The following is a 25,532-nucleotide window of genomic DNA, read 5'->3' on the forward strand; positions in this document are numbered from 1 at the left end:
GTACCTGAGCCTTGCTGTGTCAACCGTACGTGTATGACAAGCGTTCTGAGTACGGTGTCTCTTCGTTCTTCAGATGTCACATTACCCAGGAATGGGTAGAACTTCGTCGGCTCTCCCGCTTTTCCAATCGGACCGCTCAAAGGCCATGATCAGCTCGTCGCGAAGCTTTCCGCGAAAAATAGAGCACCCCCGCGCCACGCTTTCAAGCTTGAAACCGATCGCCTCGTAACTTCTCCTCGCGTTCAGATTTTCGGGAAAACAACCAAGCCGAAGGCGGTCCACCAAAGATTCGGCAAATACAGTTTCGATTAGCGCAGACATCATGGCGCGACCGTACCCACCCCCTTGTTTCGTCACGGCGAGCCGCTTAACGAAAATCGAAGTTTCCGCTGCTCGCCAACCATTCGAGATCGCGAAGCCCACAGGGATGCCGTCAGATTCCGCCAGAAAATATCGATAGTCCGGATCAGCGATGGCGGTCAGATGCTGAGACTCGTTCCATTGGTCGATAAAATCCCTATACGCTGGGATCTGCTCTGTTCGGATAATGAACGAAATGTCGGTGGGCAAAGCCCGCCTGAGAAAAACGCACGGTCGCCTGTCCGCCATAGTACCCAAAGTTCCTCACCAATAGGCATCTGCGGGGTACGCAGGCTGCACCAGACGCAAGTTAGCGCCCGGTGCAACCCGTCCCTATTGAGCTGTTACAACAATGGAGCGATTTCCTGTTCCCACCGCTTTTGCCAAACGGCTTCCTGTTCAGACAGGTAGGCCCAGTCAGGGATGTAAGCATGAAGATTCATTTCCTCGCTATTGAGCGAGAATGGTTTTAACTCTTCAGAGACCACCGATTTGACGTTGGCGGGCAACCCAGCTCCTGAGATCTGGTTGAAGGTGGCGTCATTCTCCGGACTGATCGCAAAGTTGGCGAAATCGAAAGCAGCCTTCGTGTTGCCACCCTTAAGCACCGTCCATCCTTCCTGGTAGATGAACGTTCGGAAACCTGACGCTGTGTCCATCTTGTTCAAATAGTGGAGTTGGAAGTTCCTGGCGAGATCCTTAATGACAAACGCGGCTGCGAAGGCCATACTTGTTTCGCCGGTGCTTATCGAACTTGTCATGTCCTGATCGGAATTGGCGACGCGGCCGATATTACCGCTACGGGCGAGCTCTTTCACGAAATCCCATGCGGGCTCCAAGTTTCGTTCGTCGCCGCCTTTGTGAAGGGCCAGCATGACCATCTGAAGGTTTGAGCCGAGCGAGGGCACATTCCAGCAGATTTTGCCCTTCAGCCGCGGGTCTAGAAGATCTTCGACCTTCGTAATCTCAAAAGGGATGGTGTCCTTGCGGTAAATCCAGAACGTGGACGCAACGGTTCGCGGGATGTTGACGATATTGCCACCCCCGTCCTTCACGAGCAACTTAGGCGGGATGTCGGCGAGGTTGGGAACTTGTTCCAGTGTAACTGGTTCAGCCCATCCTTCTTTCGCGACCATCTGCCAAGATGGGTCCCATCCTGAAAGCAGATCGATTCCTGGCTTTGGCCATGTGGATTTGATCTTTGACATAATGACCATGGCGCCGCCCGCGTGACGCTGCCAGTTAACGTCCACATGCGTCTGCTTAGCTGCTATCGCTTGGCTGGCATCAAGATAGGTTCCCCCCCACTCTACAGCAGTGATCTTTTCTGCAGCCAAGGCTCGGCCCAGAGACAGCGGTCCTGCTGTAGACAATACAGCCGCCGATGAAGCCAGTTTGGTGAATTGACGCCGTGTCATTCTATTCATTTCAGGTTCCCTTTTTTATAGTTGATACATATTCGTAAGCGTCGATATGCTCGTCGCTTCAATGTCTTTGGGCGTATTACTGCCTCTCCTCTGCAACGAAGCAAAGTTTACGCTATCGTGTTTTAGACACGCGATCTGTCCTCCCTGCATCAATTTACTTACCGATTGCCGCTAGCATCATTCTGCAGAGCAAAGTGAGGTCGTATACTGGGAGGTTTGTGAGGCGGCGAATAGCCGGAGAAACAGCGGGGAAAACCGCACATTCGAACAAAATAGCCGCAATTTCCGGGTGCTCTTCCCGCAACTTCATCACACGCTCAGAGACGACTTTCTCCAGACCCACGACGTCAAACGGAGGCGCCGGCATCTTCAGCTCGTCGTGCCAAAACTGGCTACCCTCAATACCGCCGACAACAACCCTCGCCCGGTCTTGCGGGTCGCTCAAGCCGATCATATCTTCGCTTACGTAGTTTGAGTCGTACGTGAGAACGGCAATCTTCGCCGGCGCCGGCAGCTGCTTCAATAGCATCGGCAGCAGAAGCATGCTGGACATCGCCACCGGAACTTGGACTGAAGAGGCCACCGCACCTTGCAATCGTATTGTGAAACCGCAATTTGAACTGATGGCCACAGCGCCTTGCTCCACCAAGCGTCGCGCCGCTGCGATGTAGGAGGGCTCCAAAGCTGGGTCACCGCGCAAAACGCGCTCTCCAAAAGAACCTTCAGGCACCTCGGTGATCGTGGGGAAATCGATCGAGGCCGGGTTTTGGATAGAGCCGACTTCGTTTTCCCTGGCGGGATCGCGCGGTCCCTGGTCAAGCGCCAATACGCCAAGCGAAGGTGTGAGCTTAGATTCCATTGGTGATTAGATCCTAATCGTCGCAGTCGCCTGCCGCGATGGAGCAGCGGGGTACTGAGTATTCACGTTGGAACGATAGCAGTGGCAGTTTACGGGCAATAGACAATTTTGACCGCTTTCTGCAGGAAACCTGCATTCTCAAGCCAGCCGTGAGCGTTTTCATGCATCGAAAAGCCTACACGCAGTTTCGGGCATTATGAGCCGGAGGGTCGTCCAGCCCCAGTTGCGATAAGTGCTGAGCAAGACAACCTTGCGCGATCCCGTCACAACGGCTTTTGGCTAGGAAGTCTCCTGCGGGTTTCGACCAGCGCGTGCCAGATTGATTGTGCAAAGCTGCGTGGTGTCAAAACACTGATTCCGCCTGGTCGGCACCATAAAACCACACCGATCCCATGCAGTGGCGTCAATGCGACGCTGTCGACCGGAAAATGCTGCGGCACGAGATTCACACTCACAAACTGGTTCAGCAGTTGGGAGGCTATAGAGCTGTCGACCTGTATCGTGTGCCAGGCATGGGATAAATCCTGGACGCAGCCAATATCAGGCGGAAGGTCGGGTTTGACGTCCGGTGCGAGATCTCCGCCAACCAACCAAAGGCGTTGTGGGTGGACGCGCAGCAGGGATGCGTAGGCACCGCATACGGCCTTTCCCGGTGTTGGCGAAGTGGAAAGCTTGTACTGGGCCGCCAAAGTCCCAGCCATCTCAACATAACGTTGCGGCCAAGCATGGTATTGGACCACAGTTTGTGAAGGCTGGTAGGTGACCTCGGAAACTGTCGCCAAGCCCTCTGTTGGGTAAATGCGCTTAGCCATGGAGCCGTTTTCCTTCAGGGTCTATGAAGTGAGGCGAAACGACCTTCACGAGATAACGGACGCCGCGGATCGGATTGTCAGCCAGGAGCGTTCTACCTTCCCATTTGGAGAGGCCGCCATTCAGCATACCAATCCCGATCCAATGACCGAGAGAGGGACTTTCGATTGCAGAAGTCACCCAACCCAATCCATGGCCGCTGAGGTCCTGCTGCTGGCAGAGGATGGAGCCCACTTCAAACGTTTCACCATCCGTCACAGGCACCAATCCCACCAATTGAGCCCGGTTATCGTTGCATAGTTCGGGTCTGCGGCGCATGACGGATCCGACAAAGGGCTTTTTGCCGGATGCCATGCGCCCCAAGCCCAAGTCGTCCAGTGTTGAACGACCGTCCAGTTCGCCACCTACTATATGACCTTTTTCAATTGCCAGTGCGTCCAGAGTCTCAGTTCCGTACGGGCCTCCACCAAGACCTTTCACGCCAGTAAGCAGCAGGTTCCAGGTATTTTCCCCAAAATCCGCTGGCACGTAGACCTCATACCCGAGCTCACCCGAAAAGCTTATCCGAGCAACACGGCAGTCGACACCGTCGATTTTTCCTTCGCGGACCCCCATGAAAGGAAAGGCGTCGTTATCCAATTTCATGCCGGTGATTATCGGTTCCAACAATTCGCGCGATCGTGGCCCGGCGATAGATATGGCCGCCCACTGCTCGGTGACCGAAGTTGCGGAGGCTCGCAGGTCCGGCCATCGCGTCTCCAACAATTCTTCTAACCAAGACAAGACCTTGCCCGCGCAGGCGGTTGTGGTTGTCACAAGGTAGTCGAACTCACCAACGCGCCAGCAGGTCCCGTCGTCCATTGCCAAGCCGTCGTCGCGCAGCATGACACCATAACGTGCCTTGCCCACCGGCAATGATTTGAAGGCGTTGACATACACCCGGTTCAGAAATTCTCCCGCATCCGGGCCTTGGACCGATATTTTGCCGAAAGATGACACGTCGCAGATGCCAACGGACCTTCGGACCATTCGCATCTCCCGCTGGTAACCCGCCTCAAGGCTTTCGGCGCCTTGTGGAAAGTATTGTGAGCGCAGCCAGAAACCTGACTCTATCATGTTCGCGCCCTGGCTTATCGACGCATTGTGCACAGGAGAACGACGCGTGGGATAAAGACGTTGACCTGGGTCAGAACCCGCTAATACACCGATTGAAACCGGCGCAAACGGCGGCCTGAATGTCGTCGTTCCCACTTCACTGATCTGCCGCCCCCGCATTTTTGCGATTAGGGCTAAGGCATTGACGGCAGACGTTCGTCCTTGGTCTGTTCCCATACCCAGTGTCGTATAGCGCTTCAGCAGCTCCGGAGCGTCGTAACCCTCCGATGTGCTTAGGATAATGTCGCCCAGCGTTACGTCATTTTGGACGTCGACAAATGCTTTCCCTTTAATCGAATTCAACACATGATGGCGAATGGGGTTATCCCATCCGCCTGCTGGCGGGAAACCTGGCTTTACGATCGTTTTGCCTAGCGCAATCGCCGCCTCCGCTCCGCCAGCGCACCCAGAATCGCGGCATTCGTCATTTCCCCATACACCAGAAGCCGCGCCGACGCACCGGATAGGCTCTCGGGTCTCGCCGGGCAGAAAAGCAGCAAGCTCATCGCTCCACACGGGCCGGACGCCTCGCTGGCTAAGCAGATGTTGGGTAGGCGACCATCCGCCGGACATCCCGATAGCATCACAGCGAATGATCTCTGCATGGCCTCCGTTGGGGTCACCTATCTGTAACCCTGTGACGCCATTACGGCCTTTAGCCCTCAGCGGTACACGTCCAAAACGGACCTCGACGTCCGCGGCCAAGGCCGCATCGACCATGGAGCCGGACGCTTTCTCGCGAGCATCAACGAGGATCGTGACAATGCCCGCCTTGGCCAGATCGCGCGCTGCAATGTATGCGCTGTCATTATTCGTGACGATGACGGCGCTTTTGCCCGCAGCCACTGCCCACCGATTTGCATAGCTTCGCATCGACGAGGCCAGCATGACGCCGGGCCGGTCGTTGTTGCCGAAGATGAGGGGACGCTCGATGGCACCGGCTGCCACGACGACTCGCTTGGCCCGAATGGTCCACAGCCGTTCCCTGGCGGTATTGTCCAATTCTCCGGGGGAACGCTGCAGACGTTCAACTAAGCCGACGACCCCATGGTCATAAATACCAAAAGCAGTCGTACGCGTGAGGATACGAATATTTGGGGACGCTCGCAGATATCGTTCTCTTGACGCCAGCCAAGCCGACGCAGTCACATCTTCAATCGGGACGGTCTCCTGCAAGAGGTTTCCGCCCAGTTGAAAGTCGCGCTCCACCAATATCACATTGAGTCCGGCCCCAGACGCGACGCGTGCCGCTTCAAGACCCGCAGGACCAGCTCCGACAACGAGAAGGTCGCAAAAGCCTTCAACATTTTCATATCTGTCCGGATCAGGTTCGCGAGAGGCGCGTCCCAACCCGGCGGCCCTGCGAATGAAACGCTCGTAAAACATCCAGCTTCGCGACGTTTTGCCGGGGCCCATAAAGGTCTTATAATAAAATCCCGCGCCGAGAAACCGCGTGAACAGCTGGTTGAGGACGCCGATGTCGAAGCGAAGCGAGGGCCAGCAATGCTGGCTGTAGGCTTCCAAGCCTTGGCAAAGCTCCTCCGTGGTCGCGAGAGTGTTCGGGGTAGCGCTTGCCCCCCTTCCTACAGTCAGCAGCGCAGACGTTTCCTCAAGGCCTGCACTCATGATTCCACGTGGCCGATGATACTTGAAGCTACGGCCTACCAAGCACTCACCGTTTGCCAACAGAGCCGACGCCAATGTGTCACCCGTATAACCCTGGAGGCGGCGCCCATTGAACGAGAATTCGACCGGGCGATCCCGATCCAGCGCACCCCCAACTTCAAAGCGGAAGGCGGTCATTTCACGAGCTCCGAAATGGTGAGGCGCGCCGGCTCGACCTGGGAAATGGAGTGGGTCAAGGTATCGCGTTCGAGGACCAGCCAAATCCGGCAGCCACCAGAGTGATGCCACTTTTCGCGAAGCACACCTTTGGGATTTGACCTTATATAGACCGCGTCATTCCACTCCTCGAGTGACGCATCAAGTTCGGGAAACGTCACGCTAGCGTCGCCACCATACGTGAATTCACTGTGGTCGCGTTCGCCACAGAAAGGACAGCTGATGCGCATTAGTGAAGCCTTGGAATGGGGCCGGTGCCGGCCTCGTCGATAGTTGCGCCTCGCGCGAATCTATCGAGTGAAAATGGTGCTGACAGGCGATCATTCTCACCTCGAGCAATTAGGTGAGAAAAACACCAGCCTGACGCCGGCGTTGCCTTGAATCCGCTATAACCCCATCCACCGCTAAGATAGAGACCTTCGAGCGGTGTCTTTGAAATGATGGGCGAGCCATCCATGGTCATATCATTGATGCCACCCCAGTGCCGCACCAGACGGACCCTGCCTAGGCACGGCATTAGTGAAACCGCTAGAGAAGCTACGTCACGAACAGCCGGCAAATTGCCCCGTTGAGCGTATGAGTTGTACATGTCGAGATCGCCGCCGAATACCATCCCACCCTTATCTGATTGGCTGATGTAGAATTGACCGTGTGACACGAAGTCGATCACGTGGTCGAGAAGTGGCTTCAATGGTTCAGACACAAAGGCTTGCAGGAGATGGCTCTCTATAGGAAGCCGCAGACCGGCCATTTCGCCAAGCTGCGAGGTATGACCCGCCACCGCCATTGCCGTTTTCTTGGACAGGACGCGACCCCTGGTTGTTTCCACACCGGTAATGCGGCCGCCATCTCGGAGGAAACCGGTAACCTCACAGTTCTGAATTATGTCGACTCCGAGCTGTGATGCAGCGCGGGCGTATCCCCAGACGACCGCATCATGGCGGGCAGTCCCCCCGCTCGGTTGAAGCAACCCTCCCCAGATCGGAAAGCGTGCTGTCGGCCGATAATCCAGGTGCGGTACTAATTTCTGCATTGCCGCGCGGTCTAGCAAACGCGCATCAATGCCGTGGCGAAGCATTATGTTGCTACGCCTCACTGCCCCATCCACGTCCTCTGATGAATTCAGCAGAAGGATCTGCCCGCGCGGACTAAACATGACGTTGAAGTTCAGTTCGCTCGAAAGCGTATCCCAGAGCTTTTGAGAATGCCCATAAAACTCGGTCGAACCCGCCAGCAGGTAATTTGCCAGAATGATAGTTGTGTTCCGACCGGCATTGCCGGACCCGATGTGAGATTTTTCGAGAACTGCAACGTTACGAATACCGAATTCCTTGGCCAGGTAGTAGGCGGTGGCAAGTCCATGTCCGCCGCCGCCCACTATCACCACGTCATATTGCGACTTTGGTTCAGGATTGCGCCAAGCGCGGGACCATGGCCGACCCGAGACAGCGTGCCTTAATGATTCAAACGCAGAATAGTTTGTCATACAGCCTCAACTTGCCGCGAGCCAGCAGGCCACATACCAGGCGCACAATTGCGATGTTGTTGTCCCTGCCATCCTAACAAGGCTCAGGACGTAAAACTCGGGATTTCACCGTCCATAATGTTGAAGTCCGGCATATTTCGAGCGCTCTGCGCATGAAAGCCGCGAAGCCAAAGATTTTTCGGGTTCTTTTGCACCGAAACGGTTATGTTGGGCGGGGGCGGAGAGGACGGCGAGCTTACAACACAACTTGGTGGCGCCTAGCTGCGTCTGTGAACACCGCCGGGCGATGATTACAAAAGATCAGCAGCGTCCCTTCGCTACATTGGCCTGCGGCGCAGAAATTATGCGGCTCGCCGGCTCTCAAAGCTGCAAGACGGACGGGTGGGACGTGTAACCTGCTGGGGCCGCCCACGATGGCGTCTGGTTTGCTCAACTTTGGATTACGATCTTGAATCAAACAGTTGCGACTGAAAGCCCCCCCCCGTTTCTTGACGCCATCCGCAAAGATTTCCCGGCGACCAGTGAGTTTATCTACATGGATGTTGCGAACCAGGGCCTCATATCGCTAGCAGTCCGTGATTCCATCAATGAGCACCTTAACAACAGGCTCGTCGGCATCAATGACGAACTGCACCAGTTGGCTAAGGTAGAGGAGACCCGCGAGCTTTTCGCCCGCTTTATCGGCGCTCAGACAAATGAGATCGCCCTGACGAAAAACGCTTCGGAGGGGATTAACATCATTGCCAATGCATTCGCTTGGAAAGAGGGCGACAACATAATTCTCTGCCCGAAACTCGAACACGCCAACAACATTCTCCCATGGCTGCAATTAAAGGCTCGTCAGGGGGTTGAAGTCCGGACGATCGAGCCACTCAACGGGCAGATTGACGTCGAAGCTTTGGGTAAAGCCATCGACAGCCGAACCCGCGTTGTTACGATCGCCACGGTGACGATGGTGCCCGGCTTCCGGACCGAGGTCTCGGCAATTGCCAGGCTTTGCAACCAAAAGGGGGTCTTCCTCCTAGCAGACGCCACGCAATCAGTAGGCATTCTTGCCACTGATGTGCGCGATCTGGGCATCGATGGGCTGGCTGTCTCGACAGTCAAGGGCCTTATGGGTCTTTACGGATCCGGCTTTTTGTATTGCCGGCGGCAATGGGCCGACCGGCTTCTGCCGGCCTATCTTGCGAGATTCAGCGTAGATCTCGGCGAGGCTTTGGAATCTGCTCCGGTATCCGACACGTTTACTCTCCGCCCTGGCGCAACCCGCTTTGACATCGGGCACTATAACTTCCCGGGTCTAATCGCGGTAACAGCATCCATCCGGCAGCTGAGTGCCGTCGGAATGGAAAGGATCGAGCGCCACGTAACCGGTCTGGCGGCCCGTCTCGCAACCGGTCTTCATGGTCTGGGCATGCCTGTATGCGGGGGACTGCTTCGACCAGGCTCCAGCAGTATTGTGGCGGTAGGCGACATGTCACTGCTCGGCGGTCAATCATCACACCAGTTAGATGTGGCATCGTTGCGGGATCATCTGGCGCAGCACAAGATCATCGCATCCGCCCGCCGTGGGATGCTGCGGTTTTCACTTCATCTCTACAATACGGCCGATGAGGTCGATCAAGTTATTGACATAGCTAAGGGCTGGTTGACCCGCCCCGCCTGATCGCATTCTACCCCAAAAGAGGTCCATCATGCCTTCGCCCGATCCACAGCTGGTATCGCTCCTACAGGACTTGACGCGCATTGAGAGCGTCAACCCCTCTCTGTCCAAGACCGGGAGCGGTGAACGGGCTATGGCTCTTTACCTGCAGAAATATTGCGAGGAACGCGGGTTAGCTTGTGAGCTTCAGGAAGTGAAGGACGGGCGCCCGAATTTGGTGGCTTGGGTGCCTGGAACGGATCCCGACCGGCGCATCCTGTTCATTGCCCACACGGATACCGTGCCGGTTGAGAAATGGGAGGATAATCCGTTTTCGGGAGATATCCGAGACGGGCTTCTCCACGGCCGGGGCAGCTGTGATACCAAAGGCTCCCTCGCAGCAATGCTAAGGGCACTGTGCACGCTTGGAGCACGAAAACCGAAAGCCACGGTAGTCCTGGTGGCCAGTATTGACGAGGAATACCGCAAAATCGGCGCTCGCGCCGTAGCAGATTCCGGTGTTGCCTACGAAGCCGCCGTCGTCGGCGAGCCAACAAGCTTGGAATTGGTAGTAGCCCACAAAGGGTCAGTCCGCTGGCAGGTCGAAGTCGAAGGTATACCGGTTCATTCTTCGAGACCGCACCTGGGCGTCAACGCGATCACCGGGATGGCTCGGATCATATTAGCGCTCGAAGAGCTGAACAGGAACCTAAGCTTACGCGAAAATGCGCTCGTCGGCCCCCCTGCCCTGACCGTAAGCCTGATTGAAGGTGGGATAGAACTGACAACCGTTCCCCCGGCCTGCCGGATCTGGATCGACCGTCGACTAACTCCTGGAGAGTCTCCACAGGGAGCCATTCAAGAGGTCGAGGATATTCTCAAACACTTCCGTGAAAGCGAATACAAGATTATCGCCCGCTCACTCCTTCCGGCGCTGGAAGACCCCGCTCCCTTAAGTGCCGAAGGTAGCCGAATTGCGGAGGTGGCCTCCCTAATCTGCAAAGATGTGGCAGGAACTGGCAGGTTTACGGGTGCGCCTTGGGGAACGGATGCTAGCCAACTCGCTGGGGTATCCTGTGTAGTGATTGGCCCCGGTAGCATGGCTCAAGCCCATACCAGCAACGAGTATATTACCTTGGATCAGCTGGATTATGCTGTCCAAATCTACCAACGCATAATGCTGGAATATTGAGCTTCTGCCGGCAAAGGCGACCCATCGGTGGTTTTTTTGCGCAAGATCCCAATTTTCGCACGATGCTAAATAGTACAAGCCGATTTTTGCAGAATTTCGGCGCAAAAGACCGCAATTCAGCGACGAACGGTGAGGCGGCCTTGTTACGTTCAGCCAAGGGCAGCGCCTGACGTTTAGCGCCAGCGCCCTGTGTTCCCGGCCTTCCTTGTCTTGGGCCGGCCGTCAAAACAAGGATTCGCTATGAACAAGCCACTCACTCCCATCAATGACACGAGCCTGGAGCTATTTGATCGGCTCGAATCTGAAGTCCGCAGCTATGTCCGCTCCTTTCCGGTTTTATTCGACCACGCGTCCAACACAAAGCTGGTGGGCGCAGACGGTCGTGAGTTCATCGATTTCTTCGGTGGGGCGGGCGCTCTCAATTATGGGCATAACAATCCCGCTTTCAAACAGGCTCTGCTGGACTACATCGAGCGCGACGGCATCGTCCACAGTCTGGATCTCGCCACGACGGCGAAAAGGGCTTTCATGGAGGCCTTTGAGAAGCATATTCTCCTGCCGCGTGGGCTTAACTACAAGCTGCAGTTCCCGGGACCCACCGGCACGAATGCCGTTGAAGCAGCCCTGAAGCTCGCTCGCCTCGCGACAGGTAGATCAAACGTTGTGGCTTTCACCAACGGGTTTCACGGCGTCAGTGTCGGCGCCCTTGCGGCGACCGGCTACAAGGAGTTCCGCACGGCGGCCGGTATCTCACTCGCGAACGTCACGATGCTGCCGTACGATGGGTACCTCGGCGAAGGAATCGACACCCTAGATTATTTCGAAAACCTTCTCCTTGATCCGAACAGCGGCTTAGACAAGCCCGCTGCTGTCATTCTGGAAGCAGTTCAGGGCGAAGGTGGCATTAACATCGCCAGCACGCCTTGGCTGAAGCGGCTGCGCGAACTGACAACCCAGCATGGCATCTTGCTCATCTGCGATGAAATTCAGGCCGGTATAGGCCGCACGGGCAAGTTCTTCGCCTTTGAGACCTCCGGGATCATCCCCGACATTGTAACTCTGTCAAAGTCGCTGTCGGCTTATGGCACACCAATGTCTCTTATCCTGATGAAGCCGGAGGTCGACGTGTGGGCCCCAGCGGCACACACCGGCACGTTCCGGGGCAACAATCTGGCCTTCATCACCGCGCGCAGGGCAATTGAAGTTTACTGGTCAGACAACAAGTTTGAAAAGCAAATTGCCGAGAAATCAGCCGTATTGGCTGAATCTCTCAAAGCGATCGCCGAAGAATTTTCGGCCCTCGGACTCACCGTCCGCGGTCGTGGACTGATGTTTGGTCTTGTTTGCCAAAAACATCGCCACTTCGCATCCGCAGTGTCGAAGGAAGCTCTAAGCCGTGGCTTGGTGATTGAAACGGCGGGATCGTACGGAGAAGTGGTAAAGTTCATGACAGCGCTCACGATCACTGAAGAAGATCTCCGCCGCGGCCTTTCGGTCATTCGCGATAGTGTCGAAACCGTGAGCAAAACCCTCAACTAGGTCTTGCGTGAGGAAAACCCGTCATTTGGGTGCAAAAACGCGTTGGGGGCACGGTATGGCGTGCTCCCAATCGCAATCCCGCCGGACCTGACGGCCAACCATTAATGCGCATCGGCGACTGCCGAGACAATCCAAACATACAACGAAGGGATCGGGATACATGGCCGGCAGCGAGGTTCTTAAGAACTACATCGATGGAGAATGGCGAGACTCCTCCACCGGAGGCCGCATCGAGGTCGACGACCCCTCCACTGGGGAAGTTTTTGCAGTCGTTGCCGATGCAGGCCGTGACGAGGTCGAACTCGCCGTGAAAGCGGCCCAGCGTGTGTTCCGCGAACGGATTCTGATCGATATGCACCCCTATGATCGGGGAAGGATGCTTTTCCGCATCGCTGAACAGATTGAAAGCCGAAGTGCACAACTGGCGGAAATGCTCTGCGACGATACGGGGAAGGCCCTGAACGTAGCCGTATCGGAAGTCCAGACCACTGTAAGATATCTTCGCTATTACGGCGGCCTGGCGGACAAGCATGAAGGCCGGTCGATCCCGCGTGGCGCTAATCTTGTCGATTACACAATTCCCAGCCCGTTTGGGGTTTCAGGCCATATTGTTCCGTGGAACTTTCCACTGGAACTGACCGCAAGGTCCCTTGCCTGCGCCTTGGCTACGGGCAACTCGGTGGTCGTGAAATCGCCGGAACTTGCCCCCCTCTCGGGTGTCGCCATGGCTGTGGCCTGTGAGGCTGCGGGTGTGCCGGCCGGGGCGGTAAATGTTCTGAGCGGCTATGGGCACACTGCGGGCCAGTCATTGATCGATCATCCAGAAGTTCGGCACCTGGTCTTTACAGGTTCGATGGCCACTGGACAGAGGGTCTTGCGCGCTGCAGCAGAGCGTATCGTACCATGCATCATGGAGCTGGGCGGCAAATCAGCGGCGATTGTCCACGCCGATGCTGACCTCAATGCAGTATTGGCATCCATCCGGATCGGCACCTTCATGAACGCTGGACAGAATTGCAACGGCCTTACCCGACTATTGGTTGATCGCTCCATTGCCCAGGAACTCATCGAAAGGCTCAAGGATCGCGTTGAATCCTTGTCGGTCGGCCGAGGCCGCGACGATTGCGACATCACACCGCTGATCTCACGGAAACAACAGACTAGTGTTGCGCGAGCCTGCCAGACTGCCCAGCAACAGGGTGCTCGCACGGTTACCGGCGGAGCTGCCCTGTCGGACCGCAGCGGGTATTACGTGGGAGCCACAGTGTTCGCCGACGTCCGACCTGAAAGCGACCTCTTCCAAAAGGAGACCTTCGGTCCTGTGCTGGCGATCACAACTTTCGACGGTGCCGAAGAGGCAGTTAATTTGTCCAACGGGACTGACCAGGGACTGGCAGCAGGCGTTTTCACCCGAGATTTAGACAAGGCTCTCTGGACTGCAGAGCGGCTGTGGGCAGGGCACGTCTACGTTAATGGCTGGTACGTAAGCGGTGTGGAAACGCCCTTTGGCGGGATCAACAAATCAGGCTACGGCCGGGAAAAGGGCGTGGAAGCACTCGACGGTTACGTGCAGACCCGGAATGTGGGGATACAGGTTTCGAACCCCAATATCGTCGCCTGAGTTATCACCGGTATGAGAGGGCAGCGATCCCAGGAGCCAAATCCTCGGTCCGCTGCCCCCAATTTAGCCGTCTTGAGCTCAACGTCCAACGGGTTATCGGGTGGTCAGAAGATCGCCGTCCAATGTTGACGCCCCTTATGTAATGCGCGGCGGTCAGCGTTCGCTCGGGTGGAGCTGAGGCTGAGCCGATCTGGACCGAGGACCCGTCGTTGCCTGCGCGGCGTCAAGCTCGTCGTCTCCGATGCGCACGAAAGCCTCAAGGCCGCCGCCACCAAGCTGCTGTCGGCGACATGGACTGCCAGCAAGAGCGGCCGCAGGGTCGTCTCAGCCTTCATCGCCACCGCTCCGCCCAGGAGACGCGCGAGGCCGCGTCCGTACAATGGCGCGCCGTCGCCGACCAGCTCCGGCCGAAGGTGCCGAAGCTGGCGACAATCGGACGACGCCATGCCCGACGTGCTGGCCTATATGACCTTCCCGAAGGAAGATTGCGCTAAGCTTCACTCGACGAATCCGAACCGACCACCGCGATGGGAACCTCCATGCAAATTTTGCAGGGCCGTTAGATGCGGAGAGTATATACCGTTCCTTTGCCGGCACCAGCTGGTCACGTTTTCGCATGTGTGTGAGAGGTTCGCCCTCGACCCAGATTCACACCGCCAGGGTTTCCAAAGTCATCAACGTGCGCAGGACGGTAGTCTTGTCTGAGCCGGAGGGACCGATAACCGAGACCTTCTCGCCGCGCACCATTTAGGCGTCCTGCTTGGAGATAACCCCGGCGAGGCCGACAATCAGACGCAGCAACCTGCCCGGGACAAACTGAACAGTCCCGCCTTTAGCGCCTTAGTCTACGATTTGCACAGATCCGCTGTTTTTGTGCCATCTGGCAGATTGATTTTGGTGTAGCCGTACTTGCTGACCGCGTTCATCATCTGTTCCGTGCCCATATAGGCTTTCAGCGCGGCATTGAAAGCGTCCACGTCAGCCTGCTGGCTGGGGAGCAACGCCAGACCCGGATAGGCCCGACCGCCCGGTGCTTCGAAAGGTTCGGCGAGCTCGAGTGCAGGATCCATGTCGACTGACTCCTTGAGCGTAAAGTAGGAGCCGCTACCGGCTGAAGCGCGGCCCGACTTGACGGCCTGGACGACCTCGGGATTGCCGGCTACCTGCATCGTCCTGTCATCGGGTATGCCAGCATCTATCGCCTGCTTAACGAAGACTGATCCCGTGGCTATGACCAAGGTCAGACCCTTGTCGAGAATGTCCTTATAGGAGTGCAAGCCCTCAGGATTGCCCTTTGGCACCACCAGTGCATCAGAGAAGGTCCCGAGTGGTTCGGTGAACAGAACGTTGCGGCATCGCTCCGGGGTGATGTACATGCCGCCCGTAATCACATCAAAACGTCCGGCTTGGAGACCAGGAACGAGGGAGCCCCACTCAGTGAGGATGGGCTCCACCTTGGCCGTACCGAGCTTTTTCAGAACATCGATCGTAATGGCGTTCATAAAGCCGAGCGGCTCACCATTCTTCCCCGGGTACGCCCAAGGCAACTCGTTGGAAAATCCTATCCTGACCGGCTCGCCTTTCTTGATCTTTTCCAAAAGCGACTGCGCAGACGCCGGAAAAGCGTTTGCGACGACAGCCGCAGCCGCAATACCGGCCGCGACAAGAGTTTTGAAAAAGATGCCAGCAGCCGAGCGGGGCGACGATGTTCGCGAGCATTTTGCAGATTCCATTAATACCTCCTATTGAGTGAGCCATGAACCAAAGCGGTTTAGCCTCAACACCGATGGTATGGGCCGTTCACCGTTCCCCTCATTGCGGCGCCTACACTGGGCAGGGACGAGCATCTGTGTGCCGGGGACCAGGATGCCACCCCTATCGGTCCTTTAGCAGCGAACCTCAACGTTCAAACGCATGTTTCCTGCGTACTTTCCGGCAAATGGCCGGAAATCCGATTTTGCGGAATTCCTCTCGTCTGGGTGAGGGAAATTAAGGTCATTGCATTTGACAGGCGAGATGTCAGGACCGGTCATCGTGTCCGAGGCCTGCCGTGTTGCTGCGGGGGAAATTTCATTAGAAGCTTGCCGATCGCCAGCTTTCGCAGGCATTTTTCCCGAAATTCGCCGCAAACCTGCATGGATGTGCAAATTACGAGCTTTTTCCTTAGTCGCTCCCTGTTACCATCTCTAGAATTAGCGAGCCATTCCGAAATGCGGGCCCAGGCTTCATCGGCCGGCACGTACCAACTTCAATCTGAAAGGTAGAAGGGCTAGGCTTACGTAAAAAAATACCGTCGTTTGCTGCGAATGGGGCAGCAAGCAACCTTACGTCATTGTCATAAAAACAAACGGGAACCAAAAATGATCAACGCCGCATTCTTTTTTTGGCGAAGGCCGCAGGCTACCTGCTTACTGGCCGCCGGTGACGGGACAGACACAGCCGCGATGCCGTAAGCAAGGTTGCCGTAAGCATAGCGTCTACGCGCAGTCTTTTTCACAAGCTGATTGAGTCCTATGAAAGCCGACAAAAACCAAGGTATATTGCTTCTGCCAGCAGGGGCCCTGTTCATCTTCCTACTCGCGCTGCCCCTGGTTCTGGCAGGTGTCGAAAGCTTTCGTGAATTTACGCCTGGCCGCATCGGTTCGGTGGGTGGTGCGCCGTTGACACTTGCGAGCTATGCCGAGCTTTTGCATCCGGTTTACATCCAATATTTTGCGTTGACGTATGCACTCTCCTTTATTTCCTCCATTGTCGCCATTCTCGTCGCGTTTCCCATTGCCTACTACATAAGCCGCCGCAGCACGCCGACAGTCAGAAAAGGCGTAATCTTCATCACTGTGGGCCTGCTGTTCCTCAGTCATCTCGTTCGAATCTATGCGATTGAGCTGACGTTCGGATCGACCGGAATGTTCGCGCCACTTCTCACCGCCTTGGGAATTAGCATGAATAGCCGCGAGTACATCTACTTTATGATTGTAGCCGGTCTGCTGCAGTACTCCATACCTATGTCAATGCTCATCCTGATCGGTACCATTCAGAATCTCAATCCGCGTCTACTGGAGGCATCTCAGTCCCTAGGCACTTCCGCCTTTCGATCCCATGTCAACATCACAATACCTTTATGCGTTCGAGGCATTGTGTCTGTATTTCTAGTGTCTATGACTATGGGTATAAGCGCGTTTGCAATACCCTGGATACTCGGTCGCGGTCGCGTCCTATTCGTTTCAAACCTTATATACAGCCGATTCAATGAGGTTGCGAATTTCCCGAGCGGCGCAGCAATCTCCGTGATTATGATTATACTTTGCGTGGTTATGATCTACATTGTCTCACGTGTCGCAACACTAGCAGATCGGTCGTAATCCCATGTCACGGAAACAACTGGCTGATCGTTTGATGACGCTGGTGGTTGGACTAATTTTCCTCCTCACCGCGGTTTTCCTGATACTTCCCGTAGTGACGACGGTTCTAATGGCCTTCGACTCTCGTGATTATCTGGGTCCGTTTCCTCCTCAAGGCCTCTCGCTCCAGTGGTTCGACAAGCTATGGGATGAACAATACCTCTGGGCCGGGTTCTACACCAGCTTGATCGTGGCCTCGGCTGCGACGCTGATTTCTGCAATCGTCGGGACTCTTGCCGCCGTCGCAATGAGTAGGATGACCGGTGCAGCCCGGGACGTCTTGTCGTCCCTGTTCCTGTCGCCGCTCATCGTTCCCGGCGTGATTATCGGTTTCGCATTGCTGATGCTGTTTTCAGCACTTGGTATCGGTTCCCCCCTCATCCGACTGATCGCAGGCCACCTTGTAATCACCATTCCCTACAGCATTCGGATGGCGTTAATAGGCCTCCTCGGTGTCAAGAGCTCGTTGCGCGAAGCCGCGTTGAGCTTGGGAGCCAATGAAATTCAGGCATTTCTTACGATTAACTTTCCATTGGCCAAAAGCAGCATTGCAGCCGGAGCGGTGTTTGCGTTCGCTTTCTCCTTGGATGATCTCGCGATCAGCTTGTTTCTCAGCGATTTCAATACCTTCACCCTACCCGTCGCACTCGTTGGGCTTTTGCGGTCGAGTTTTGATCTTACCATTGCTGCGGCTGCAGTGGGTTTGATGGGCGTAACTCTCATTTTGCTGCTGGTTCTCGACCGGACCGTCGGTCTCGACCGTGTTGTCGGCCTCAGCGTTGATAAGGCGTAAATTCATGAATGTTCTTGAGCTGAAGCGGGTATCCAAGTCATACGGGAGTTTTCTGGCGGTCGATGATGTATCCCTCACTATCGAAAAGGGGGCGATACTATCGCTTCTCGGCCCCAGTGGCTGTGGAAAAACCACGACCTTGCGCATGATTGCTGGCTTTACAGCCCCTAATTCAGGCTCAGTCATCATCAACGGGTCTGATGTCGGTCATCTGAAGCCTTACGATCGCAACGTGGGTCTGGTTTTCCAGGACTACGCACTTTTCCCTCATATGACCGTGTTCCAGAACGTTGCCTATGGGATGAAGTACAGGGGGATCGCTGCCTCCGAGATTCCTGCTCGTGTTGCCAGAATGCTCGGGCTCGTAAGGCTCGGGAGCATGGAAGGGCGATATCCTCGCGAGTTGAGTGGAGGTCAACAGCAACGCGTCGCGCTGGCACGTGCCTTAGCCACTGATCCCCAGGTCGTACTACTAGATGAGCCATTGTCCGCCCTGGATGCCAAGCTGCGTTTGGAACTTCGCCTCGAATTGAAGGAAATTCTGAGGTCGGTGGAGGCAACTACAATCGTGGTGACCCACGATCAGGAAGAAGCGCTCAGTCTGGGAGACGAGGTCGTTGTCATGCGGGATGGACGAATTGCACAACGCGGATCCCCCACGGCGATTTACAACGACCCTGCGGATCGATTTGTCGCTGAGTTCGTCGGCAGATCAAATTGGTTTAACGCAAGCAACTGGCGCGACGCAGCTAATGGCTTTGTTAATTACGAAAGCGTCGCGGGCATCTCGATATGCGGCCAAGCCAAGCCAAACACATCCGGCAAGGTTGACCTTTGCATCAGGCCTGAAAACATCGACGTACTGGCCGCCGGAGAGCCGGCGACTATGGACGAAAACACCATGCCCGGTACCGTGGTCGACGTCGCTCCGTTGGGCGCCGATGTCCATATCGTCATCGATATTGACCACGGCCCAAGAGTCCTCGCCATTCAAAAGAGCGGCAGCCAACGGACAAGTTTCGGAGTAGGCCAATCCGTTAGGATCGGTTTCTCACCAGCCGATGTGCTGGTTTTCTGAACAGAGGCTGGATCTTGCGCCGGGCGAACTCCAGCCTGCCAGAAAGACTAAAATGCGGTTTTCCTGCGCATTTGATTGAATCTGCGGGATTTTTGCCCGGAGTGCTTTGCTAAAATCAGCGAGGGATCCCGCATACGCGGGCTTCCGGCCGGAAGCACGGGAGCAATGTGAATGCCTGCACAACAACTGAGTTTTGAGCTAAGTGAGTACCAGAGCCGGTTAGCGAAGACCCGTTCTGCAATGCAGAAACGGGGAATTGATACACTTCTGGTCAGCGAGCCGGCAAATATGGCTTGGTTGACCGGTTATGATGCTTGGTCCTTCTACAACCACCAAATCGTCGTTGTCCCGTCCGAAGGTGACCCCATCTGGTGGGGCCGGTGTTCCGATGAGAATGGTGCTAACCGGACTGTGTTCTTTTCGGAACAGAATGTGGTCAGCTACGTGGACGAATTCAACCAGACCCCTGACAGGCATCCGATGGAAGATCTGTGCAGGGTTCTGGGTGAGCGAAAACTCGACCGCGGGGCGATCGGCGTCGAAAAAGACAACTATTATTTCTCGGCTCTTGCCTTCGAGGTACTCCAAGCTCGGCTGCCGAACGCGAAGTTCGTTGATGCGACGGTCTTGGTAAACTGGCAGAGGGCTGTGAAAAGCCCCAGGGAATTGGACTACATGCGCCACGCGGGACGGATCGTTACCCGCATGCACGAACGAATACTGGATAAAATGGAACCTGGCTTGCGAAAGTGTGACCTGGTTGCGGACATCTATGATGCCGCGATTCGGGGCACTCCGGAAGCGGGAGGCGACTACCCGTCCATCGTTCCGATAACTCCATCTGGCGCCGATCTCTCCTCGTGCCATTTTACGTGGGATGAAAGGCCGCTGCTCAACAACGAGGTCACCTATTTCGAGATTGCCGGCGTGCACAAGCGTTACCACGTCCCGACATGCCGGACGTATTGCCTTGGCGAAGTACCTCAACATTTCATCGAAGCGGAGAAGGCCACGCTAGAAGGAATGGAGGCCGGTCTGCAGGTTGCAAAGCCAGGGGCGACCTGTGAGGATTGGTCCGAGGCGTTCTTCAAGGTTCTTAATAAGCATGGCCTGCACAAAACCACCCGCGCAGGCTACCCGGTTGGTCTGTCATATCCGCCGGACTGGGGCGAGCACACCATGAGCCTGCGGCCAGGTGACAAGACTGTTCTTGAACCGGGCATGGCATTCCATTTCATGACCGGATTCTGGTATGGCGACTGGGGATTTGAGATCACGGAAACCGTTCTCATAACTCCCGAGGGCAACGAATGCCTAGCCTCGGTGCCGAGAAAGCTTTTCGTGAAGCCTTAAATCTGTTCACACGAAACAACAAAGCCTTCCGCTGCACGTGGGAGGCTTTGTGTTTTGAGCGGCGTTTTCGTCAACTCCGGGTGACTGTCAGAAATAAATTTCGGATGGGAAAGCCGAAGTGAGCGGCCTCGACCACGGCGAACGGCTTGCGCCGTGGGCACCCTCGCACTTCGCTGCGCCGGCCGAGGCTCTAATCGCCACTGAATCAAGGTTCAGTGGCAGGTCAACTGCTCGCAAAATGAGGCGGCAAATCTCGCCAGTGCATTGCCCTCCGGCAAGATGGGGTGCTCGTGACGCTCACGGTTGATTCGCCCCTGCAAACCTATTCAGAGTTGCGGGCGCTTGTTGGCCCATGGCCTTAGCGTTTCGAAGGCTGCAGAGGCCTGTAAGACACCAAGATCATCGAAGCGCTTGCCAACGATCTGGAGACCGACAGGAAGCTCACTCTGGGTAAATCCGCATGGCACGCTTGCGGCCGGGTTCCAGGACATGTTGAACGGATAGCTGAACTCCGCCCACATAATCCAGTCCCATGGATGCGTAGGCCAGTGATCTGGCATCAGCTTCTCGGCGGGAAAGGCGGCGACCGAAACCGATGGCGTCAGCAGGAAGTCCCAGTCCTGGAACCACCGATGTATCTTCTCAACGTAGCGCATCTTCCGCTCACGCATTTCTTGATATTGCGAGATGGAGACATCCTTGGACTGCTTGATACAGGCGACTAGTCCGGGGTCCATATCGGCCTCCCATTGCGGAAGGTACCGGGCGAGGCCAGTTTGATGAGCAGACCAGAAGAAACGGATCAGCTCCGGCCCATCCTTCGCCCAAGGAGTGGCTACTTCCTCGACGATTGCGCCAAGCTCTTCAAAACGCGCGGCGGCGGCCTTCACGAGCGACGCGACTTCAGGATCGACGCGGGCGACGCCTAAATTCGGGCTGTAGGCAATCCGCCTGCCATTTACGCCGTCGTGCAGTCGCGCGAGATAGTTGGCAGGTCCCGCCTCAAGCGTCGTATGGTCCAGGAAGTGCGGACCGGCTATCACCTGAAGCATGAGAGCGCTGTCTGCAACGGTGCGCGTTATCGGTCCGACATGGGCACTGAAATCATCGACGCCGAGTGGAGAGTAGGGCACACGCCCGAAGCTGGGTTTTAGTCCAAACACCCCACAGAAGTGTGCAGGCATGCGGATTGAGCCCGCTCCGTCACCGCCTTGGTGCAACGGCCCGAAACCTGCCGCCGCCGCAGCGCCAGCGCCAGCCGAGGAGGCGCCGGCATTGTACCCGAGCTTCCAAGGGTTGCTCGTAATCCCGGTGAGCGGACTACGCGAAACGCCCGTCCAGCCGAACTCTGGTACTGTGGTCTTGCCGAGAATGATCGCACCCTCGTCCCGCAGGCGCGACACCACCTGTGTATCCTCGGCCGGCTGATGGCCGGCGAAGATCTTGCTGCCGTGCTGTGTCGGCATGTCCTTGGTGATGGAGTGATCTTTGATCGTGGCAGGCACACCGTGTAGCAGGCCGATCCTCGCGCCACTCGTCAAGGCGGCTTCAGCCTTTTTCGCGTCGTCCATTGCGCGATCTGCATCAAGATAGGCGAAGGCGTTCACCTTAGGCTCCAGCTCAGCGATACGAGCTAGCAAGGCGCTCATGTACTCTACCGGAGAAATCTTCCTGGTACGGATCAACTGGGCCAATTCGGCCGCTGGCATAAAGCCGATGCTCTTAGAGTCCATGCATTCAGTCCTTTGCTTTGCTTGTTACTTAGAAGCGCGGTTCGCCGTGTCCGCCATGTTCACAAAGCACAAGCCTTCGCGCCTTTGGTATGGTCGCCTTCAAATGCGCCGTTGGCCTGCGATCACCCCATAGCTGCGCCCGCAATCTGGTTGGGTCCTCAAAGCGCCTCTTCACATCCCGAAACTTGCAAACGATACACATGCACCTCTTCCTCAGTTCTTCCCAAGCTTCCTCCACAATTGCGCAATAGGTCCTCATGCGTGAGGAAGTGCCGAGGCTCCGGGTGCACTATCATCAACTGTTCCAAGTATATGACGATTTGAGGCGGCAAAGTCTTCGTCTTCTGTGTCGAGCTTCCAAAGATAATCTCTTTGGATTGGGTCGCCGGTGCGTCTAATCGTGACCGCTCCGAATGACGGCTCGTAAAAACCAGAAGGGTGCGTTTGGAGACGCTATACCTTAACGAAGAGCTTCCGAGGTACTTTCGATAGGCACTCATTACCATTGGGGGTGATGAGAACGGTTTCAGTGATTTCGAAACCAAAGTTGTCGTGCCAGAAACCAGTCATGAAGTGAAAGATCATGCCTGGCTTGAGTACTGTCCGGTCCCCTCGCCGCAAACTCATCGTGTGTTCACCCCAATCTGGAGGGTAAGATAGACCGACTGGATAACCGGCTCGTGTAATTTTATCCACGCCATGCTTCTCAAGGACATTGAAGAATGCCACCGCCCAGTCCTCGCAAGTTGCACCTGGCTTGGCCGCCTCGAGACCTGCGTCCATTCCCTCTAGAGTGACCTTCTCTGCATCCAAGAAATGCTGTGGCACTTCGCCAAGGCAATACGTCCGACAGAGCGGAACATGATAGCGCTTGTAGACACCAGCCACTTCAAAATAGATTCCTTCGTTGTTGCGAAGAGGTTGATCGTCCCACGTGAAATGACACGCCGACAGATTGGTGCCCGATGGAAGCATCGGCACGATGGACGGGTAATCACCTCCAAAGTCGCGCGTCCCGCGAATCGCAGCATCGTAAATGTCGGCAACAAGGTCGCATTTGCGCATACCAGGTTCAATCTTCTCCAAGATGCGCTCATGCATCAGGGTCACGATCTGTCCCGCACTACGCACGTACTCTAGTTCGCGGGGGCTCTTGATTGCTCGCAGCCAATTAACAAGCACCGTTGCATCAGCGAATTTGGCGTTGGGCATACGCGAAACCAACGTCTCAAATGCCGTTGCAGATAAATAGTAGTTATCCTTCTCGACACCGATAACGCCCTTGTCCAGCTTGCGATCGGCAAGAACTTTGCAAAGATCTTCCATCGGATGACAAACGGGAGTTTGAACGTATTTATCGGCATAGCTGAGGACATTGTCATCCGAAAAATAGACCGTGCGCCTAGCGCCGAATTCATCCGAACAACGAACCCATACGATTGGATCGCCCTCCGGGGGAACGATGACCGCCTGGTGATTGTAAAAAGACCAGCCATCATACCCGGTCAGCCAAGCCATATTCGCAGGCTCGCTAAGGATAAGAATATCAATACCGCGCCTTTGCATTTCCGACCGAGTTTTACCAAGTCGCGTCCGATATTCTTCCAAACTGAAATTCAATATTTTGTCGGCCACTTTTTAACTCCCCTATGAGACGCCCAGGGATGTCGATGCGGATCTTATAGAGTAAGGTGAGTGTCAGTGATGCTGTCCATCATCAGATGAGTCAGCTGCGGCCAAGTGACCCTCGCCAAACCCGAAAGATCCCGAAGTACGAAGCGTCTTCAACAATTCGTCTCGCGTCAACCAAACGAGCCATTCATCATCGTTTATCCCCTGCGCCGGTAAGTGCAGAATAGATCCGTGCGGCTCTCGATGCACATAGCCATAGCGATCGACTATGCCTTTTTCGATGTTCCAGCCCGCAACCAGCGCGTAAATGAAGTCTGGCGACCATTTGGCCCATGCCAATCCGAATGCAATGCGACCTATAAAGGTAGCGAGCCCGCGGCCTCTAAAGTCCTCGCGCAACCAAATGTCCCCATGATAAGCAACCAGCCCAGTGATGCTGGGAGCGCTCGGCGCGTGGCAGCGAGACGAGGAACCGGGCACGGCTTTGAGCTTCGGATCCGCGAAACAGGCTCTGAGCGATCTAAGGTGCTCAGCAAGGTTTGTGTTGTATAGATGATCAAAACGCATTGCCTGGACATGCGCTACTCTTCCTTCCGGATCCCGTCCGATGATCCAAAACGCCTTTCCAGGTGGAAGAAAAGAACAGTCGGGGCGGAAGTTTGGATAGGTCGGCGCCTTCCCGGGGAGCCTGTCGGTAATCCCCACATACTGCTCAAAATCGTCGCCCATTGTAATATGAAGGCCGGACCTGCGCCCCAGCTCCTCTGCTGCACAGATATACTTCGAAATGTGTAGCGTCGTCACGTCGCCTTGCATGCCGAGGCACCTCTTAATACGCTGGACCCATCCAGCTTCTAGGGTGTTCGGGCAAGCATCGATACTGCGCCATCTGGTAGTTGACGACCTCCGCTCGTGACCATAAGTGGCGCCCTGGCAGCCAATCAGACGCGGCAGTTGATGTCGTCGAGGAGCGCATGTCCCGACCGTCACCGCACGTAGGTTGAGCGAGAGCAGCAGCAGGATCGCACGGTCGCGGACGCCCCGCGGCGTCGTGATATCGCACCATGCAATCACCTGTCGGGTGAGGAAGCCCGCCTGGTAGGCTAAAATACTGTAACAGGAGGAAGGAATCGCTCGAGCCGCTGCTCAGTATTATCCTGCGCTCCACATGATTTCGGTGGTACTAACCCGCTACGCGATCGCGCAGCGCAAGGAGGGTGTGTGTCGACAGCGTGGTCTTGATCGAGTCTTCTGTCGCGCTGGTCATGTGTCCAACCAAGCTCCGAGCGCGTCAGCATGGAGTGGCTACTTGCAGCCCATTCCATCCGACAAAGGAGCTTGTCGTGACCCAACTTCGCCAGCGCATTAGCGAGGACATGGAGGTGCGCAACTTCGCGCTCAACACCCAGCTGTTTTATCTGCAACAGGTGTCGCTATTCGCCCGCTGTTTAGCAAGTCGCCGGACTTGCTCGGGCGCGAGGACATTCGGACCTATACGGTCTATCGACCAACGAGAAGAAGCTGGCGCCCGACTCGATCCACAATAAGACCGTATGTCCGCCTCTGCCGGTGAGGTGGCTCGCCCTACACTGCGCGTCCGAGGGTTGCT

Annotated in this window: 19 protein-coding genes and 2 pseudogenes; 10 read left to right on the forward strand and 11 right to left on the reverse strand. The window is 55.9% G+C overall.

Annotated elements, in window-relative coordinates; genetic code table 11:
* Positions 1-81 precede the first annotated feature (81 nt).
* The 7 genes from MesoLj_RS34395 to MesoLj_RS34425 all read right to left on the reverse strand — a co-directional run bounded on the left by MesoLj_RS34395 (position 82) and on the right by MesoLj_RS34425 (position 7,939).
* Positions 82-609, reverse strand: a complete 528-nt coding sequence (locus MesoLj_RS34395) for a GNAT family N-acetyltransferase (RefSeq protein ID WP_202324238.1) — start codon at positions 607-609, stop codon at positions 82-84.
* Positions 610-704: 95 nt separating this feature from the next.
* Positions 705-1,787: an ABC transporter substrate-binding protein gene (locus MesoLj_RS34400; RefSeq protein ID WP_202324240.1), complete on the reverse strand. Its 1,083-nt coding sequence runs from the start codon at positions 1,785-1,787 to the stop codon at positions 705-707.
* 154 nt (positions 1,788-1,941) lie between these two features.
* Positions 1,942-2,646, reverse strand: coding sequence for a hypothetical protein (locus MesoLj_RS36540; RefSeq protein ID WP_027056473.1), 705 nt, complete (start codon positions 2,644-2,646; stop codon positions 1,942-1,944).
* 263 nt (positions 2,647-2,909) lie between these two features.
* Positions 2,910-3,458, reverse strand: a complete 549-nt coding sequence (locus MesoLj_RS34410; RefSeq protein WP_202324243.1) for a hypothetical protein — start codon at positions 3,456-3,458, stop codon at positions 2,910-2,912.
* On the reverse strand, positions 3,451-6,414 hold the full coding sequence (locus MesoLj_RS34415; RefSeq protein WP_202324245.1) for a sarcosine oxidase subunit alpha family protein: 2,964 nt from the start codon (positions 6,412-6,414) through the stop codon (positions 3,451-3,453). The genes MesoLj_RS34410 and MesoLj_RS34415 overlap by 8 nt, the downstream gene beginning before the upstream one ends.
* Complete coding sequence (locus tag MesoLj_RS34420; RefSeq protein ID WP_202324247.1) at positions 6,411-6,683, reverse strand: sarcosine oxidase subunit delta; 273 nt, start codon at positions 6,681-6,683, stop codon at positions 6,411-6,413. The genes MesoLj_RS34415 and MesoLj_RS34420 overlap by 4 nt, the downstream gene beginning before the upstream one ends.
* Complete coding sequence (locus MesoLj_RS34425; protein ID WP_202324250.1) at positions 6,683-7,939, reverse strand: sarcosine oxidase subunit beta family protein; 1,257 nt, start codon at positions 7,937-7,939, stop codon at positions 6,683-6,685. The genes MesoLj_RS34420 and MesoLj_RS34425 overlap by 1 nt, the downstream gene beginning before the upstream one ends.
* Before the next feature lie 448 nt (positions 7,940-8,387).
* Between MesoLj_RS34425 and MesoLj_RS34430 the strand changes: the two genes are divergently transcribed.
* The 5 genes and pseudogenes from MesoLj_RS34430 to MesoLj_RS34450 form a co-directional block, all read left to right on the forward strand.
* Entirely contained in the window at positions 8,388-9,605 is a 1,218-nt protein-coding gene (locus MesoLj_RS34430; protein ID WP_244730587.1) for an aminotransferase class V-fold PLP-dependent enzyme, read from the forward strand.
* Positions 9,606-9,633: 28 nt separating this feature from the next.
* Positions 9,634-10,773: a M20 family metallopeptidase gene (locus MesoLj_RS34435; protein ID WP_202324252.1), complete on the forward strand. Its 1,140-nt coding sequence runs from the start codon at positions 9,634-9,636 to the stop codon at positions 10,771-10,773.
* 240 nt (positions 10,774-11,013) lie between these two features.
* Positions 11,014-12,312: a diaminobutyrate--2-oxoglutarate transaminase gene (gene ectB / locus MesoLj_RS34440; protein ID WP_202324256.1), complete on the forward strand. Its 1,299-nt coding sequence runs from the start codon at positions 11,014-11,016 to the stop codon at positions 12,310-12,312.
* A 160-nt stretch (positions 12,313-12,472) separates the two neighbouring features.
* A complete protein-coding gene (locus tag MesoLj_RS34445) occupies positions 12,473-13,933 on the forward strand; it encodes an aldehyde dehydrogenase family protein (protein ID WP_027056479.1) in 1,461 nt (486 codons plus the stop codon).
* 167 nt (positions 13,934-14,100) lie between these two features.
* A pseudogene (locus MesoLj_RS34450) lies at positions 14,101-14,446 on the forward strand (transposase); the annotation flags it as partial.
* Between the two features lie 332 nt (positions 14,447-14,778).
* On the opposite strand, the gene ehuB reads toward MesoLj_RS34450, so the two are convergent.
* Positions 14,779-15,666, reverse strand: coding sequence for an ectoine/hydroxyectoine ABC transporter substrate-binding protein EhuB (gene ehuB, locus MesoLj_RS34455; protein ID WP_202324258.1), 888 nt, complete (start codon positions 15,664-15,666; stop codon positions 14,779-14,781).
* 780 nt (positions 15,667-16,446) lie between these two features.
* Between ehuB and MesoLj_RS34460 the strand changes: the two genes are divergently transcribed.
* From MesoLj_RS34460 to doeA (MesoLj_RS34475), 4 genes are all read left to right on the forward strand, one after another.
* Positions 16,447-17,295 (forward strand): ABC transporter permease, encoded by an 849-nt coding sequence (locus MesoLj_RS34460; RefSeq protein ID WP_027056482.1) that lies wholly within the window; start codon positions 16,447-16,449, stop codon positions 17,293-17,295.
* A gap of 34 nt (positions 17,296-17,329) precedes the next feature.
* On the forward strand, positions 17,330-18,127 hold the full coding sequence (locus MesoLj_RS34465; protein WP_244730588.1) for an ABC transporter permease: 798 nt from the start codon (positions 17,330-17,332) through the stop codon (positions 18,125-18,127).
* Positions 18,128-18,131: 4 nt separating this feature from the next.
* Positions 18,132-19,205, forward strand: a complete 1,074-nt coding sequence (locus MesoLj_RS34470; RefSeq protein WP_202324264.1) for an ABC transporter ATP-binding protein — start codon at positions 18,132-18,134, stop codon at positions 19,203-19,205.
* A 171-nt stretch (positions 19,206-19,376) separates the two neighbouring features.
* The gene (gene doeA / locus MesoLj_RS34475; protein ID WP_202324265.1) at positions 19,377-20,558 is read left to right on the forward strand and encodes an ectoine hydrolase DoeA; all 1,182 of its coding nucleotides are present in this window, start codon (positions 19,377-19,379) and stop codon (positions 20,556-20,558) included.
* A 326-nt stretch (positions 20,559-20,884) separates the two neighbouring features.
* On the opposite strand, the gene MesoLj_RS34480 is transcribed toward doeA (MesoLj_RS34475), so the two are convergent.
* The 3 genes from MesoLj_RS34480 to MesoLj_RS34490 form a co-directional block, all read right to left on the reverse strand.
* Entirely contained in the window at positions 20,885-22,291 is a 1,407-nt protein-coding gene (locus MesoLj_RS34480; RefSeq protein ID WP_027056486.1) for an amidase family protein, read from the reverse strand.
* A gap of 453 nt (positions 22,292-22,744) precedes the next feature.
* A complete protein-coding gene (doeA, locus tag MesoLj_RS34485) occupies positions 22,745-23,926 on the reverse strand; it encodes an ectoine hydrolase DoeA (RefSeq protein ID WP_202324266.1) in 1,182 nt (393 codons plus the stop codon).
* A gap of 63 nt (positions 23,927-23,989) precedes the next feature.
* Positions 23,990-24,739: a hypothetical protein gene (locus tag MesoLj_RS34490; RefSeq protein WP_202324268.1), complete on the reverse strand. Its 750-nt coding sequence runs from the start codon at positions 24,737-24,739 to the stop codon at positions 23,990-23,992.
* Between the two features lie 527 nt (positions 24,740-25,266).
* Here MesoLj_RS34490 and MesoLj_RS36545 point away from each other — a divergent pair.
* Positions 25,267-25,465 (forward strand): annotated as a pseudogene (locus MesoLj_RS36545) (phage integrase N-terminal SAM-like domain-containing protein); the annotation flags it as partial.
* Positions 25,466-25,532 lie beyond the last annotated feature (67 nt).

Source organism: Mesorhizobium sp. 113-3-9 (genome assembly GCF_016756515.1).
In the GTDB taxonomy this organism is placed as follows: Bacteria; Pseudomonadota; Alphaproteobacteria; order Rhizobiales; family Rhizobiaceae; genus Mesorhizobium.